We start from the raw sequence: 16,945 nt of genomic DNA, 5'->3' as shown, positions 1-16,945 counted from the left end.
AATCTGAGAAGAGCCTCGTTAGTTGATTGAAGAAACAACGCGGCTCGTTGTAGTCAAAATGTCAAACGATTGTGAAGCTTTCTCTTTTCCGTCCGTGATTTCGAAGGTATAAGTACCGTCCATCAGGGTCGATAAGTCAAAATACTTCAAATAGCTGTTGTCAACGCGTCTGCTTTCTGAGAAAAGTACATTCTTCTCAGTGTCCAGGATACGCACTGCGACATTCTTTGAAACTGGGTTATTATATGAAACGCGGAATTGCATTGGTTTAATCTGCAGAATGGTCAGTTTGTCAGTAGCCGACTTTGTATTTTCAGCAGAAACGATGTTGTCCTGAGCGATAGAATTAAAAGCAGAACCTGATAGAAGCAAGCCAGTCAAGGCTGCGATGATAAGAGTGTTTTTGGTTTTCATAGGAGTGAAAATTTTAATGTGTCTAAAAAAAGTTAAACTAAACTTTAATTGAGACTCCGATGCCCCGATCGAAAAACTTTGTGCTTCAAAAGTATAAGATATTGCATTACAATAAAATAGCTTTTTTTAAGAAAATTAAAAGTTGTTTATTAAACAATTTGCAAACTTGAAATAGTGCAACGAATGTGAAAAGTACAATTCTTATTCTTCTAAAAGTACTATTACTAAATTGTTAAGGTAATTATGTTTAAGACAATCGTAGAGCATTCCGAAGCCTCGGAAGTCTTCAACCGGGACGAACCATATGTTGACTGGCACGACGAAACGCTGTGGTTCGTGCGCCAGAAACGGGATAAATCATCCAAGTTGCTGCCTGAATGGGAGCAGCTGCGTGAAACTGCGTCGGGCATTAAAAACTATGTTTTGTCTCATATGGACGAGCTGCTGATCAGTTTTGAGCAGAAAGCCAAAGAGAACGGCGTGCATGTGCATTGGGCAGCGAATGCGGCCGAGCATAATGAAATTGTGCTGGGTCTGTTGCGAAACCACGGCATTACCAAAATGGTAAAAAGTAAATCAATGCTGACCGAGGAATGTCACATGAATGAATTCCTCGTAAATAATGGCATTGAAGTTATTGATACAGATTTAGGCGAGCGCATTGTGCAGCTAAGGCAGGAGCCGCCGAGCCACATTGTACTGCCGGCTATTCACCTGAAGAAGAAAGATATAGGCGATCTGTTTCACGAGCATCTCGGGACGGAAGCAGGCGCAACCGATCCGCAGTACCTGACCGAAGCCGCAAGACAACACCTGCGTGACAAATTCCTGACGCGCCGGGCCGCATTGACCGGTGTCAATTTCGCCATCGCTGAAACGGGTGGATTTGTGGTTGCTACCAATGAAGGAAATGCAGATATGGGCGCGCACCTGGCGGATATTCACATTGCCTGTATGGGTTTTGAGAAAATTATCCCGAAGCAGGAGCACCTCGGGGTGTTTTTGAGATTGCTCGCGAGAAGCGCCACGGGGCAGCCTGTTACAACCTATAACAGTCATTTCAAGAAGCCCCGGGAAGGTCAGGAAATGCACATTGTTATTGTTGACAATGGCCGCACAACCCAGCTGGGCCGCGCCGATTTCCGGAACTCGCTTAAATGTATCCGTTGCGGCGCCTGCATGAACACTTGTCCGGTGTACCGGCGGAGCGGCGGGCACAGCTACCACAATGCAGTTGCCGGCCCGATCGGCTCTATCCTCGCGCCGAACCTGGATATGACGAAGAATGCGGATCTGCCGTTTGCAAGTACGCTTTGCGGAAGCTGCTCGAATGTATGTCCCGTGAAGATCGATATACACGATCAGCTTTATAAATGGAGGCAGGTTCTGGCAAAAGCTGGCCACGTACCTCAGTCAAAAGGTTTGGGGATACGTGCCATGTCAATGGTATTGTCGCAGCCGCGGTTTTATCAATGGTCGGGCAGGCTTGGCCGTTCGGTAATGCGTACGATGCCATTTGTAGTTAATAACGGATTAAATCCCTGGTATAAACAACGCGATATGCCCGAAGCGCCGAAAGAGAGTTTCCGCGATTGGTATATCCGAAACCGCAAAGAATAATGGGTACAAGAGAACAAATCCTGGAAAAGATCCGCCTGAACAAGCCGGACCCGATTGCACTTCCGGAGCAGATGAGGTTTACCAGCTTTTTCGAGAACACGGAAGCCAAGTTTATCGAAACACTTCAATCAGTTTATACAGAAGTTGTTGTCGTAAAGAATGCACTGGCACTCGCAGAAAAGGCGGAGGAACTGTACGCAGGCGTCGTAAACCGCGCGACCAACATTCCGCAGCTGGCTTCCTGGGCTGATTTCAGTTTGAATGTAACAGACCCGCACGAACTTGAACTGATTGAAATTGCTATCCTGAAAGCAGAATTTGGTGTAGCGGAGAATGGGGCAGTCTGGATTTCCGATAGTCATTTGCAGCATCGCGTCCTGCCTTTTATCACACAAAACCTGGCACTCGCCATTCCCCGCTCGGCTATTGTGAACAATATGCACGATGCTTATGAGCGGCTTACTGACACGACTGGCTGGGGCTGTTTCATCGCCGGTCCGTCGAAAACGGCGGACATTGAGCAATCGCTGGTGATAGGAGCGCACGGTGCCCGCAGTATGGTGATATTCTTGATTGAAGAGGAATAGCATGGAACAGGCGATTGAGCTCCGGACTTTTCAGCGAAATATGGCGGCCGACCTGGCCCGGCTTGCAGATAATCCGAAAGTTTCAGCGCAGGTGCGGGACAATTTTCCTTATCCTTATACCATTGCCGATGCGCATTACTGGATCGATATGTGCAGCAATGCAAATAGTAATGCATTTCAGCGCGCTGTTTTCTTTGAAGGCAAGTTTGTCGGTGGGATAGGCGTAGTAAGGCAGGAAGATATTTACCGAAACAATGCGGAAATCGGCTACTGGCTCGGCGAACCTTTCTGGGGATGCAATATCATGACGGCCGCACTTCGCGAAATGACAAGCTGGATATTTGAAAACACCTCTATAACGAGATTGTTCGCCGGTGTTTTTGAGACCAATGCGGCTTCCGTGCGCGTACTCGAAAAAGCAGGCTATGAACTGGAAGCGGTTCACCGTAAAGCGATTATAAAGAATGGACGCGTTCTTGACGAGCACTTATATGTAAAGCTGGCCTGAGCGCTGCTATCTTTTTCTCCAAAAACTTGCTGGAAAAAAGTCCCCGGCGAGTTCTTTCCTCTATTTTTGCATAGTTCACGATATTTATTTTTCCGGCTGATCTGCGTTTGTTGAAACCGGAAAATGACGACTCCAATTATGCCAAAAATCATTGTTGCAATTGATGGCTATTCCAGTTGTGGCAAAAGCACAACGGCGAAACAGGTTGCAAAACAGCTCAACTATCCCTATATAGACACTGGTGCAATGTACCGCGCTGTGACCTTGTATTTTATTCAAAATCACGTCAGTCTCACCAACCCGAAGGAGGTTGAAACTGCTTTAAGCAACATTCAGATTTCCTTTCGGCGGCACGCACAGCTGGGCCGCAACGATACTTATCTCAATGGCGTCAATGTTGAGGATGAAATTCGCAAGATGTATGTTTCCGAAAAGGTAAGTGACGTCAGCGCGATTGCAGAAGTCCGGCATGCATTGGTGGCGCAGCAACAGCGAATGGGTAAGACGAAGGGGATTGTAATGGATGGACGCGATATCGGTACAGTCGTGTTTCCGCAGGCTGAACTGAAAATATTTATGACAGCCGATCCCCTTATCCGGGCGCAGAGAAGACAAATTGAACTGATGGAAAAAGGGGAGCTGGTAGGTCTGGCAGAAATTGCCGATAACCTGAAAATGCGCGACCACATCGACACCCATCGCGCCGAAAGCCCGCTGCGGCAGGCAGATGATGCTGTTTACATTGATAATTCCATGATGACGCTCGACGAGCAGGTAGAGCTGGTCGTGCGCCTCGCCGACGAGCAGATCGGACTCTCGCTGCGCCGTCGAAACGCCAGCAAGGCTTGAAAATGGCTGATTCTGATTACGATTACCTCATTGTTGGCCAGGGACTTGCGGGTACAACTCTTGCATTGCACTTACTTGATCAGGGTAAGAAAGTCCTTGTACTGGGAGATACTGCATTACCTTCTTCCTCAAAAGTCGCCGCGGGGATATTTAACCCTTTGACAGGCAAGAAGCTGGTTAGAACCTGGCTTGCCGACGATCTTTTTCCATACGCCCGGGATTTTTACACAAACCTTGAAAATAGGCTGAGTTGCAAGCTGCTTTATTCCGTCCCGATTTTCCGGCCATTCAGATCCATTGAGGAGCAGAATACGTACTTAGCCCAGACAGCCGACCCGGCAATTGCGCCTTACATTGCAACGGTTCAGGGTGCGGATTTGTCGGAGTATGTGGAATCGCCTTTTGGCGGTCTGGAAGTAACGCAGTCGGGGTGGGTGGATTTGCCTTTGTTGCTGGATAGGAGCAAGGCTTATTTTCAGGAAGTTGGGTGTTACCAGGAGGCTAGCTTTAATGCGGCCGATATTCAGGTTGATACTCTCTTTGTTAGTTGGAATAATCTGACTTTCAATAAGGTAGTTTTTTGTCAGGGTTTTTTTGGAAATGATAATCCTTATTTCAGCTGGCTGCCATTTGCACCTGTAAAGGGGCAGATACTTGATGTAGCAACCGATGTTGCATTGCCGGATTATATTGTAAACCAGGGAATATTCATGCTGCCAACAGGTGAGAATGTGATGCGGGTAGGAGCGACTTACTCCTGGGACCCGCTCGATTGGGAACCTACTGCGGCCGCAGAAAACGAGCTGAAAGAAAAGCTGGATGCATTGATCAAAATACCTTACCGCATTCAATCTGCTGCTGCTGGTGTTCGGCCTTCCGTGAAGGACCGGCGGCCGCTGGTCGGCATTCATCCGGAGTATGGTAACGTTTGTATTTTCAATGGCTTAGGTACCAAAGGAGTAACACTTGCGCCTTTTTTCGCAAATCAGCTCACCGGGCACCTTGAAAACGGCAAAGAATTGAATCCCTTAGTTAATATTAAAAGGTATTTTTCGTTATATTTCCGTTGAAGACAGCCCAAGTATTATGAGCATTAGAAATATATACAAACTAACTTTCTCGGTCGGATTAATAGCGGTTTTAGGAGTATTTACGCAAACACACGCGCAGCGCTATCCTTCTCAGGAAACTTTCGGAAAGAACAGGGTTCAGTTCAAGAAGTTCAACTGGAAGATTTTCAAAACCACCAATTTCGAAATTTACCACTACCAGGGCGGCACCAATCTCGCCCGCCTTACGGCCCAGTATGCTGAAAGTGAGTTTGATAAAATCACGGACATACTTGGCTGGACTCCCTACAACCGCGTTAAAATCTTCCTTTACAACTCGCCTGCCGAGCTCGAACAGAGTAATATGGGCTTGTCTACACTCGACAACCTGAACGAGCAGAAGCTGGACCTTTCGCAGTCGCGGGTAGAAGTTGCTTACACGGGTGATCAGGTAGGTTTCCGCAAGAAACTGGTGAAAGATATCAGCTTGCTGTTTGTGTATGATATGCTTTACGGCGGCAATATGAAAGAGGCGCTGCAAAGCTCGCTTTTGCTGACGCTCCCTGAATGGTTTATGTCGGGTACTGCTGCTTACATTGCCGACGGCTGGTCTCCCGAGCTAAACGATTACATGCGGGATTTCTTCAAAAACAGGAATGTAAGAAAGCCGACTTTGATGACCGGAAACGATGCAACACTGATCGGTCAGTCTATCTGGAATTACATTGCCGAGCGTTACGGGAAAGATAAAATTTCGGATATCCTTAACCTGACGCGCATTATCCGTACGGAACAGACAAGTATTACGAGTACTTTGGGCGTACCATCTTACAACCGCTTCCTACGCGACTGGCGCGCCTACTACCTCAATCAGAATAAAAACGCAGAACAGTTTTACGCAGAGCCAAGTCCATCCTGGAAGTACAAGCTCAATGAATTCAATGTTTCGGATGCAACTGCTGTTATCAAAATTTCGCCTGACAAAAAATTCACTGCTGTCAGTGAGATCAAAAATGGCAGGTACCGCGTGTATCTGTTTGATAGTGAAACGCGCTCAAAGAAGATTATCCGTCAGGGAAAACTGGATCTGATCGGTGGAAGAGCTAAAACGCAGCCGCCGCTTCTGGCGTGGTTCAGGAACAATCAGCTGGCTGTTCTTGCCTCTGAAAATGAGCGTAAGAACCTGTACGTGTATGAAAACCTGGGCACTAAAAAAGTGAAGATCAAGCTGAGAAGAAACATCAGAGGCCTGGATCAGATCATGGATATGGACATTTCCCAGGATGGTACCATGCTGGCTGTTAGTGCAGATAAGGGTGGACAAAACGATCTATTCCTGATCAGCGTGGCGCGTGCTTCGCCGCTCGCATTGACCAATGACCTTTATGATGATCTCTCGCCACGGTTTATCCAGGGCTCTTCACGTAAAGTGGTATTTTCATCAAACCGCCCGGTTGATTCGGTAGGAACTGCTGATAAAGGAAGCTACAAATCGATCTCGACTTCCTACACCATCTTCGAGCACGACGGTACACCCAAGTCGGCCAATATGGTGAAGCTGGTGCAGGGCGACGGGAAATCGAAGTTAATGCCCGTATATGCTGACGCAAATGACCTGGTTTACCTGTCAAATGGAAAAGGGGTTAACAATCTTTTCAAATACAACAGAGCATCGTCTTCCATTTCGCAGCTAACTAACCATATTCAGAATATCCGCAATGCAGATATCAATTTGAAATCGGGAGGTGCATTGGCTTACACCTATCTGAACGACGGGTATTACGTAGCTGCTTACAAGAATGCATTTGATCTTAATAACACAATTAACACCCCCGCACTCACGGGCTCTGCCGGACAAGTTAGTGCGGCGAATGCAGGCGCAAAGGCAGATTCTGTAAAGGCAGCCGCACAACAGGCGACCCAGGCGCCGAAGCTTGCATTGAAAGAAGGAGAGGTTGATACGGACAATTATGAGTTTGACGAAGATGTTTTAAAAGCATTTGAGTCAAAACGAAACAGAGGTACGTTCCCGACAACGCCGAGCGCACTTACGCGGACGAGAGCCACGCGTGAGAATATTGCTATCAAAGGTCCGACTTCCTACAAAGGATTGTTCATCACCAACGATGCCAATTCTGACTGGCGCATTGATCCGATCCGTGGTTTTGGATTTGCACAATCCATTTCAATGAATGATCTGCTCGAAAATCATGTGATCAAAGCAGGGTTATTCATTTCCTCAAATTTCAGGAATAGTGATTTGTTTGCTGAATACTCCAACAATACTTACCGCATTGATTTCGGTGTCAGATTTGACAGGAAAAACCTTTATATCGATACCGAAGGCGCGCCACAGAAATACCGTTTCAACCAGCTGATGTTTACAGCTTCGTACCCATTCTCCACGACGAGCCGCTTCTCTGTCTCGCCTATGTATACTTCGACCCGCATGATCGATGTGTATATTCTGCCAAATCCGGATCTCGCATCGAGTTACGGGGGATTGCGCAGCGAGTATGTGTTCGATAATACGCGGGTGAACGGGATGAACATGATGGAGGGAACGCGTTTCAAGGTGCGTTATGACATGCACCAGGGACTTACCAATGGAAACGAGAGCTTCAACAGGGTAAGTCTGGATTTCAGGCATTATCAGAAATTGCACCGTGACCTGATCCTGGCAGTAAGAGCAGCGGCGAGCCACTCTGGCGGTCGCGCACCTAAGCAGAATATATTAGGCGGAATGGAAAACTGGATCGGGAATAAGAAAGAAACCCGGACTGGTGATAACCCATTGAATTTCCAAAAGGATAACAGAGATATCTTCTTTGCAGACTTCGCTACCAACCTGCGCGGCTTCAATTTGAACCGTCTCTCGGGAACCAGCTACATGCTTGTCAATGCAGAATTGCGCATTCCTCTGGTGAAATATCTCTATCGCGGAGCAATCACATCCAGCTTCCTGAGGAACTTCCAGATCGTCGGTTTCGGGGATATCGGAACGGCCTGGACCGGAAAAGGGCCGTTTAGTGAAAATAACAGCTTGAACACGCAAATCATAGGTACGGAAGATGATCCTTTCCGGGCAACAGTTACCAATTACAAAAATCCTTACTTAATGGGGTACGGAATGGGCGTCAGAACAACCTTGTTCGGCTTTTATGCCAAGTTTGACTATGCCTGGGGTGTTGACAACGGCTATACCGGAAAGGCAGTACCTTATGTAACACTGGGTTATGATTTTTAAGAAAAATTTCAAGTATAAAGTCTGATTACAAACGTTATTAAGATGGCAGGAGAGCGACTCTTCTGCCATTTTTAGTATCTGAGAAGCATTAATTACAAAAAGCCGTCAACATGAACACACATTACGGAATGAAGAAAATGATTTTATCTGCCCTGCTCGCGGCGGGAATATATCAGTCTGCATCTGCGCAGAGAGAAGTACTTTATGAGCAGTACCTGCAAAATCCAATGTCGGTGAACCCTGGATTTACAGGTGTCCGTGAAGACTTCAATATGACTGCCATGTTCCGGAGGAAGTGGTTTAATATCCGCAATTCGCCATCCAGTCAGACCTTTGCGGCTGACGGTACGATAGCAAACGGGAAATTCGGGATAGGTTTTCAGGCATTGAATGACCAGACCAGCTATTTTACCACGACCGGATTTACGGGATCCTTTGCTTATCACCTTGGAGTTTCGGATAACTGGAAACTTGGATTAGGCGCTCAGGGTGGCATTAATGTATTGCCGGTAATGGATCAAAGTGGTTACGGCGGCAACAACAGAGCCGTGGGTTCGTTTGGAATAGGGGCGTGGCTGCGTTCAGACAAGCTGTATTTCGGTATTTCTAAACCGGAGTTGCTGGAAGGGAATTTTGGAAATCAGCCGCTGGCTGCGGTATACCGGCGGCCATTGTATATCACGGCGGGAGGCAGCTACGAACTAGGTGACGAACTGATGCTATTGCCTCATGTTTTGTTTGTCCAGGAGAAAGACCGGAAGCTCAGGTTCGATTTTGGTACACGGTTGTGGGTAAGTGAAAAAGTAGGGATAGGCGCCTCTTACCGGACCGGCGGAGGATATACGGCGTTCTCTTCGAAAGTAGATTATCTCCAATTATCGGCCGAAGTACAGGTGGGCAGAAATGTGCGGCTGGGGTATTTTTACAGTACCCGTACAGCAGAGCAGATTTATGCTTCCTACACGGGTCCAAAGGGGATTCACGAACTTATGCTGAAATTCGTTCCGAATCCCAAAGGATTTCATAAGTATTAAAAATAACGCAGTAGAAATGTTTTTCAACCCAGTTAAAAGGAGATTTTATTCGTAATCTTTACATAAGTCTCGTACCTTTGTGCCATAAATGAAATAATCACTTTTGTGATGGATAAATACACTTACATAGCAAATTCCGACGCCGCTTACATAGAGGAATTGTACAATTCCTACAAGCAAGACGCCACCTCAGTTGATGAAGGATGGCAGAAGTTTTTCGAAGGATTCGACTTCTATCAAAAATATCCCGTCAATGGTAACGGGCACACAAACGGGGCAGCCGCCGGTAAGGAAGCTGCCACAGTCGGGAAGTCAGATCCCGGCCGTATCCGCAAAGAAATGGAGGTTGTCCATTTGATCCGCGGATACCGTTCACGTGGCCACTTAATGGCGACCACAAACCCTATTCAGAAGAGAAAAGACCGTCGTCCACAACTTGATATCTCCGATTTCAACCTCGGTCTGGAAGATCTGGACACCGTTTTTGAAGCCGGAGTTGAAGTTTTTGGCCGGCCTGCATCTTTAAGAGAAATTGTAGAATCGCTCAAAACGATCTATACAAGAAACATCGGTTTCGAATATCTCTACATTCGTGACCGGGAGCAAAAGAGCTGGCTCCGCAAAAAAATCGAGAAAGAAGCATTGAATATGGATTTCTCAATAGATGAGAAAAAGCATATTCTCTCGAAGCTGAACGAAGCCGTTGTTTTTGAAAACTTCCTTCATACCAAATATCTGGGACAGAAGCGTTTTTCACTGGAAGGTGGAGAAACGACCATTCCTGCTCTGGACGCGATGATCAACAAAGCCGCCGAAATGGGTGTTGTGGAAGTGATGATCGGAATGGCGCACCGCGGTCGTTTGAACGTGCTTGCCAACGTTATGCAAAAGACTTACGGACAGATTTTTAACGAGTTCGAGGGTAATTTGCCGGATCAGGTTTGGGGAGATGGTGATGTGAAATACCACATGGGTTTCGCAAGCCAGATCACCACCAAAGACGGCCACAAAGTACACATGAAGCTGGCACCTAACCCTTCCCACCTGGAAGCGGTTAACCCGGTCGTGGAAGGTTATATCCGCGCCCGCGCTGACGGAATGTACGACAGCGACTACGATCGCGTGCTGCCTGTGCTGATCCACGGGGATGCAGCTGTCGCAGGTCAGGGTATCGTTTACGAGGTAACCCAGATGTCGGCACTGAATGGCTATTACACAGGAGGTACCATTCACTTCGTGATCAACAACCAGGTTGGTTTTACTACTGACTTTATTGACGCAAGATCCAGTATCTATTGTACGGACATCGCCAAAATCGTGGACGCTCCCGTGTTGCACGTGAACGGGGATGATCCTGAGGCGGTCGTGTTCTGTATGCGCCTGGCTGTGGAATATCGCCAGAAGTTCAATAAGGATATCTTCATCGATATGGTTTGCTATCGTCGTCACGGACACAACGAGGCAGACGAACCGAAGTTTACACAACCGGTCTTATACAAATCGATCGAAACGCACCAGAACCCAAGAGAGATTTATCAGAAAACACTTGCGGATCGTGGGGATGTAGACGCGCAGCTGGCTGCCAATATGGACAAAGAGTTCAAGCAGCTGTTGCAGGAGCGTTTGGATATGGTGAAGCAAAAAGCATTGCCTTATACTTTGCCAAAGCTGGAACAGGAGTGGCATACATTGCGTAAGTCTAAACCGGAAGATTTTGAAAAATCTCCTGAAACAGGCGTGCCGCTTGATATTCTTGAAAAAATCGGAAAGGCGCTGATCTCAACGCCTGAGAATTTTAACAGACTGAAACAGATTGACAAGCTGCTCAAAGACCGTGAGCAGATGATTTTTGATAAAAAAGAAGTGAACTGGGCTACTGCCGAATTGCTTGCTTACGGTTCTATCCTTACAGAAGGAAATATCGTAAGGTTGAGCGGGCAGGATGTGCAGCGCGGTACTTTCTCACACCGTCATGCAGTGCTTCGCGATGTGGAAACCAATGCAGCTTACAACAGTTTGCAGCATATCCAGGAAGGGCAGGGTCAGTTTATGATCTATAACTCGCTGCTTTCAGAATATGGCGTACTTGGATTTGAGTTCGGTTATTCAATGGCCAACCCGAATGCACTTGTTATCTGGGAAGCGCAGTTTGGTGACTTTGCTAATGGCACACAGGTGATCATCGACCAGTTTGTGACGTCAAGCGAAACCAAATGGGATCGTTGGACAGGTCTGGTGATGTTGTTACCCCACGGTTATGAGGGACAAGGACCGGAACACTCGAATGCACGTCCGGAGAGATACTTACAACTTTCGGCTAACTACAATATTATAGTAGCCAATGTGACAACACCGGCTAACTTCTTCCATTTGCTGCGCCGTCAGTTGAAATTCCCATTCAGGAAGCCGCTGATCGTTATGTCGCCAAAATCAATGCTGCGTCACCCACTTTGTGTTTCTCCGATTGACAGTCTTGTTAGCGGTTCATTCCAGGAGACGATCGGTGACACTTATGCTGATCCGAAAAAAGTGAAGAAAGTGCTTCTGTGTACTGGAAAGCTGTATTATGAACTTTACGAAAAACAGCAGGCAGAGAAGAGGGACGATGTAGCGATTATTCGTCTTGAACAAATGCATCCGTTCCCGCAAACACAGATCGACGCGCATTTGAACCAGTATCCTGATGCAAAAGTATATTGGGTACAGGAAGAACCTTTCAATATGGGTGGCTGGACATTTATGCTGCGTATGTACAAGGGCGCGAAACCGTTGCAGGTAATCGCCCGCGAGTCAAGCGCATCGCCATCTACCGGTTTTGCCAAGATCCACGCGAAAGAGCAGGCGGAAATTATCAGAAGAGCTTTTGAATGATTGTTCCTATAAATTAAGACTTAATTCGACAACAAGATTGCAGATAAAATGGCTGAAATTGAAATAAAAGTACCGCCCGTTGGCGAGTCTATTACCGAGGTTACGATAGGAAATTGGTTCAAAAATGATGGGGACTTTGTGAAAATGGATGAGGTCATTTGTGGACTAGACTCAGATAAAGCAACTTTTGAGCTAACCGCAGAGGCAGAAGGTACCTTGCATATCAAAGCGCAGGAAGGGGATACACTCAACATCGGAGACCTGATCGCGACGATTGATTCCGCGGCAAATGGCGCTTCACAAGCACCTGCTGCTAAACCGGAAGCCGCGGCGTCTGCGCCGGAAGAGCCAGCGGCCGAAAAAATGGAAGACAAGGCAGCTGAACCTGCTGCCGTTGCAGCAGCGCCTGCAACAAACGGTGCTTCAAAAATGTACGAAATGAAAGTGCCGACAGTAGGAGAGTCTATCACTGAGGTTACCATTGCTTCTTGGAGTAAAAAAGATGGTGACCACGTTGAACTGGACGAAATTCTTTGCGAACTGGAATCGGACAAAGCTACATTCGAGTTACCGGCCGAAGCTGCCGGAACACTCAGGATCGTTGGTCAGGAAGGAGATACACTGGCCATCGGTGCAGTGATTTGCACGATCGAACAAGGTGCCGGCGCTCCTGCTCAGGCGCAGCAGCAATCTGCACCTGCACAGACCAGCGCACCTGCTGAAAAAGGATACAGCGAAAAACATGCATCGCCGGTAGCAGCCAAAATACTCGCTGAAAAAGGCATTGATCCAAAGGACGTAAACGGATCAGGTTCAGGCGGCAGGATCATGAAAGATGATGCATTGAAAGCGGGCAAGCCTGCTTCGGCCCCTCAGGCTGCCAGTGCATCTGCTTCAAAACCAGCCTCTGCTCCTGTGGCAGCAGCTCCTGCCGGAGCGCGTTCGCAGCGTCGCGAAAAAATGTCTTCGCTTCGCAAGACCATCGCACGCCGCCTGGTAGCAGTGAAGAACGACACCGCTATGCTTACCACTTTCAACGAAGTGGATATGAAGCCGGTAATGGATCTGCGGAACAAGTTCAAAGATAAGTTTAAGGAGAAGCACGAAGTTGGACTAGGCTTTATGTCGTTCTTCGTGAAAGCGGTAACTGTTGCATTGAAGGATTTTCCTGTTGTTAATGCTTCTATTGACGGTGACGAGCTGGTATATAATGACTTTGCTGACATTTCAGTAGCGGTATCTACGCCACGCGGATTGGTAGTACCTGTGATCCGCAATGCGGAAACGCTCTCTTTCGCAGCGATTGAGAAGGAAATCGTTCGCCTGGCAGTACGTGCCCGCGATGGTAAACTGGGAATGGACGAGATGTCAGGTGGAACGTTCACGATCACAAATGGTGGAACGTTCGGTTCAATGATGTCGACACCGATCATCAACGCGCCTCAATCTGCTATCCTCGGAATGCACAACATTGTTGAGCGTGCCGTAGTAGTGGATGGACAAATTGTAGTTCGCCCGATTATGTATGTTGCACTTTCATACGATCACCGTACGATTGACGGAAAAGATTCTGTGAGCTTCCTGGTGAGAGTAAAACAGCTTTTGGAAGACCCAATGCGTTTGTTGCTGGATATGTAGTTGCCAGCAATAACGAATATTAGAATGCCCGGCTTTTGGAACTGATCCAAAAGGTCGGGCATTTTTATTTATCTTGTTATCAAAAACCATGTATATGATAACAAAGCTACTCCTCTTGGTGTCAATGCTTTTACTCGTGCAGTTGAGCGTGTTTGCCCAGGGGGAATATCCTAAGATCAATCGTTTGCTCGGGAAATATAAAGCAGAAAAGAAGTTTTTGAACACGGAGCAGGTAGGTTATTGGCTTGGAATTGCAGACCCTGTCGCGCATCAGAATTTTGTAAGTGGTCAAAGGACTATCAGAAAAGGAGGCATCGTTGCAGTTACTGGTGGGAGTATTGCCCTTGTAGGTGCAGCAATTGCATCGGTAGAAGGAATGGGCACGCTGATTACATTGGGCGCGCACGAAGCATCTCTGACCGGACCTATCATTCTGCTGACAGGCAGTGCAATCGCTGTTCCCGGATTTGTGGTGATGATAGTCGGGAAGAGTAAGAAAAACAGGGCTGTGCAACAGTATAACGAAACGATTAGCCAGCGCAAAACCAGCGCCTACTTTTATCAAAACCTTTCACCGGGCCGCATTGCGATAGGTTTGAGATTTTAGTGTTACTTCAATTTTTCATTCGCCTTGTGCCGGTCTTTGTCCCGCTCGGTTTTCTTGGCGATATTCTTTTCCAAAGCTTCCGTCAGATTGATGCCTGTTTGATTGGCAATGCAAATCAGGACCCAAAGTACATCGGCCATTTCATCGCCGAGGTCTTTTCCCAAATCGCTTTTCTTAAAAGACTGATCGCCATAGGTACGCGCCATAATCCGCGCCATTTCACCTACTTCCTCAGTCAGAATTGTCATATTGGTCAATTCCGAAAAATAACGGACCCCGTAAGTTTTGATCCACTTATCGACATCGTCCTGGGCTTGTTGAATGGTCATGTTTTCAATTTTGAATGATTGATTTTTTGGAGGAAAGGGAGGACGGAGGATGGAGGATGGAGGAAGTAAAATGTGCTACTAATAAACTTATAAACTCATATACTCATAAACTCTAAACTCATAAACTCCCTTTCCTCCCTTTCCTCCCTTTCCTCCTTCCTCCCTTTCCTCCTCAATTCTTATTCTTAGAATCAATAACAATCGTCACCGGGCCGTCGTTTAGCAGGTCTACTTTCATATCTGCTCCGAATTGGCCGGTTTGGATTGGTTTACCGGTTTCTGCTTCCAGGAACCGGATCATCTTTTCGTACAATGGAATTGCGATATCTGGCTTCGCAGCTTCGATAAATGAGGGGCGGTTGCCTTTTTTGGTACTTGCGTGCAGCGTAAATTGACTGATCAGCAGAATATCTCCTCCCACAGCTTGTAAATCAAGGTTCATTTTACCTTCTGCATCGTTGAAAACGCGTAGTCCCACAATCTTTTTACCCAACCACTGAATATCTTCATCAGTATCCAGGTGAGTAACTCCAAGTAAAACAAGGAAGCCCGTTCTGATCTCTCCATTTACTTTCCCGTCAATCGTAACGGAAGCGCGGCTCACCCGCTGTATCACTGCAATCATAAATGCATGCTCTGATTAGATTCCAAAAATAAGCCGGATAACGCTCGATTTGCGTGTTCAATCTTAAAAATACGGGAAACTCGGTGAGCAGTTGTAAATTGTATCCGCAATCGCAGGATAATACGACCTGCAACTATACCCGATGAAAGAAGAGAGAATTTCAGTTTTCGATATTTTTAAAATTGGTATCGGACCGTCCAGTTCACACACGCTTGGTCCGTGGCGTGCAGCGCAGCAGTTCCTGGATGTTGTGAAATCCCGTGGCAAGCTCGATCAGGTGCGCGCCGTTTACGTGCATTTGTACGGATCTTTGGCAAAAACCGGAAAAGGTCACGGTACCGACATTGCAGTGATTCTCGGCCTGAGCGGCTATGATCCGGTTTCCATTGAAACCCGCGCGATTGATAAGATCCTCGCTGACATTGCAACGCAGGAAACTACCTTGCTTCGTGGTGAAATGGAAATCCGCTTTTCCCCCAAAGAGCATGTGGTATTTCACAAAACAGAGTCGCTACCCTTTCACCCAAATGGTGTTACATTCATAGCCGATTGTGTTGATAGCACATTGGAGGAAACTTACTATTCAATCGGTGGTGGATTTGTGATTCAGGAAGGGGAGGACAAAGGAGGGGGCACAACTCCCATAACACTCCCATTCCCGATTGACTATGCATCCGATTTACTGAAATGGCACAATTTGTCAGGCAAGCAGATCTGGGAGATCGTTTTGGAAAATGAAAAAGCGTGGCGCGACGAGGCTGTAATCCGTCAGGATCTGATGCAGATCTGGCGGATCATGCAGGATAGTATTTTTCACGGCTGTCAGGCAGCGGGAGAGTTGCCAGGCGGCTTGCACGTTCGAAGAAGAGCGGCTGCATTAAACCGGAAGTTACTGAGAGAGCAGGATTGTGCAGGCTGTGCAGACTGGATTGAAAAAATCAGAGCTGGCGGGGCCGGATTCAATTATACATTAGACTGGGTAAGTTGCTTCGCACTCGCCGTTAATGAAGAGAATGCATCGTACAGCAGGGTGGTTACCGCGCCTACAAACGGTGCAGCCGGTGTAATTCCGGCTGTGATCCAGTTTTATATTACCTTTTGCGGCGGTACCGAAGAGGATATTTTCAAGTTTCTCCTGACCGCCGGCGAGATCGGAAGTATCTTCAAGAAAGGCGCGACGATTTCTGCTGCAATGGGCGGCTGCCAGGCTGAAATCGGCGTGTCGTCGGCGATGGCCGCGGCCGGATTGGCGCAGGTATCGGGCGGTACTGTTGAACAATGTTTAATGGCTGCGGAAATTGCAATGGAACATCACCTCGGACTAACCTGTGATCCTGTGGGCGGACTGGTGCAAATTCCATGTATTGAACGTAATACAATGGGCGCAATCAAGGCAATCACTGCGTCACAGCTTGCGCTGCAAAGTAATCCTGAAAACGCGAAAGTATCACTTGATAATGTGGTGCACACCATGTGGCAAACGGCATTGGATATGAACCACCGCTACAAGGAAACGTCGGAAGGGGGCTTGGCAGTGAATATCCCGATCAGTCTGAGTGAATGCTGA

The 16,945-nt window shown here is 47.2% G+C and carries 14 protein-coding genes; 11 read left to right on the top strand and 3 right to left on the bottom strand.

Annotated elements, in window-relative coordinates; translation table 11 throughout:
• Positions 1 to 18: 18 nt before the first annotated feature.
• Positions 19 to 414, bottom strand: a complete 396-nt coding sequence (locus tag AC1XTG_RS10990; RefSeq protein ID WP_056282803.1) for a hypothetical protein — start codon at positions 412 to 414, stop codon at positions 19 to 21.
• Between the two features lie 243 nt (positions 415 to 657).
• Between AC1XTG_RS10990 and AC1XTG_RS10985 the strand changes: the two genes are divergently transcribed.
• From AC1XTG_RS10985 to AC1XTG_RS10940, 10 genes are all read left to right on the top strand, one after another.
• Positions 658 to 2,034, top strand: a complete 1,377-nt coding sequence (locus AC1XTG_RS10985) for a lactate utilization protein B (RefSeq protein WP_484842024.1) — start codon at positions 658 to 660, stop codon at positions 2,032 to 2,034.
• Entirely contained in the window at positions 2,034 to 2,621 is a 588-nt protein-coding gene (locus AC1XTG_RS10980) for a LutC/YkgG family protein (RefSeq protein ID WP_484842023.1), read from the top strand. The genes AC1XTG_RS10985 and AC1XTG_RS10980 overlap by 1 nt, the downstream gene beginning before the upstream one ends.
• A gap of 1 nt (position 2,622) precedes the next feature.
• Complete coding sequence (locus AC1XTG_RS10975; protein WP_484842022.1) at positions 2,623 to 3,129, top strand: GNAT family N-acetyltransferase; 507 nt, start codon at positions 2,623 to 2,625, stop codon at positions 3,127 to 3,129.
• Between the two features lie 138 nt (positions 3,130 to 3,267).
• Positions 3,268 to 3,978, top strand: coding sequence for a (d)CMP kinase (gene cmk / locus AC1XTG_RS10970; protein WP_056282815.1), 711 nt, complete (start codon positions 3,268 to 3,270; stop codon positions 3,976 to 3,978).
• Between the two features lie 2 nt (positions 3,979 to 3,980).
• Positions 3,981 to 5,048, top strand: coding sequence for an NAD(P)/FAD-dependent oxidoreductase (locus AC1XTG_RS10965; protein ID WP_484842021.1), 1,068 nt, complete (start codon positions 3,981 to 3,983; stop codon positions 5,046 to 5,048).
• A 16-nt stretch (positions 5,049 to 5,064) separates the two neighbouring features.
• Positions 5,065 to 8,274, top strand: a complete 3,210-nt coding sequence (locus AC1XTG_RS10960) for a hypothetical protein (RefSeq protein ID WP_484842020.1) — start codon at positions 5,065 to 5,067, stop codon at positions 8,272 to 8,274.
• A gap of 110 nt (positions 8,275 to 8,384) precedes the next feature.
• Positions 8,385 to 9,308, top strand: coding sequence for a PorP/SprF family type IX secretion system membrane protein (locus AC1XTG_RS10955; RefSeq protein WP_484842019.1), 924 nt, complete (start codon positions 8,385 to 8,387; stop codon positions 9,306 to 9,308).
• A gap of 108 nt (positions 9,309 to 9,416) precedes the next feature.
• A complete protein-coding gene (locus tag AC1XTG_RS10950; protein ID WP_056282827.1) occupies positions 9,417 to 12,179 on the top strand; it encodes a 2-oxoglutarate dehydrogenase E1 component in 2,763 nt (920 codons plus the stop codon).
• 48 nt (positions 12,180 to 12,227) lie between these two features.
• Positions 12,228 to 13,817, top strand: coding sequence for a 2-oxoglutarate dehydrogenase complex dihydrolipoyllysine-residue succinyltransferase (gene odhB, locus AC1XTG_RS10945; protein ID WP_484842018.1), 1,590 nt, complete (start codon positions 12,228 to 12,230; stop codon positions 13,815 to 13,817).
• A 94-nt stretch (positions 13,818 to 13,911) separates the two neighbouring features.
• A complete protein-coding gene (locus AC1XTG_RS10940) occupies positions 13,912 to 14,424 on the top strand; it encodes a hypothetical protein (RefSeq protein WP_484842017.1) in 513 nt (170 codons plus the stop codon).
• Between the two features lie 2 nt (positions 14,425 to 14,426).
• Here the strand turns inward: AC1XTG_RS10940 and AC1XTG_RS10935 are convergent, their stop codons facing one another.
• Positions 14,427 to 14,753 carry a nucleotide pyrophosphohydrolase gene (locus AC1XTG_RS10935; protein ID WP_056282838.1) on the bottom strand — a complete coding sequence of 109 codons (327 nt, stop codon included), beginning with the start codon at positions 14,751 to 14,753 and terminating at the stop codon, positions 14,427 to 14,429.
• A 172-nt stretch (positions 14,754 to 14,925) separates the two neighbouring features.
• The gene (gene dtd / locus AC1XTG_RS10930) at positions 14,926 to 15,378 is read right to left on the bottom strand and encodes a D-aminoacyl-tRNA deacylase (protein ID WP_056282842.1); all 453 of its coding nucleotides are present in this window, start codon (positions 15,376 to 15,378) and stop codon (positions 14,926 to 14,928) included.
• A gap of 142 nt (positions 15,379 to 15,520) precedes the next feature.
• On the opposite strand from dtd, the gene AC1XTG_RS10925 reads away from it, so the two are divergent.
• Positions 15,521 to 16,945, top strand: a complete 1,425-nt coding sequence (locus AC1XTG_RS10925) for an L-serine ammonia-lyase (protein WP_484842016.1) — start codon at positions 15,521 to 15,523, stop codon at positions 16,943 to 16,945.

The organism is Dyadobacter sp. HNCC25DJ183, assembly GCF_056895175.1.
The sequence above is the reverse complement of the archived record's forward strand: the minus strand, read 5'-3'. Positions and strand labels throughout refer to the sequence as shown.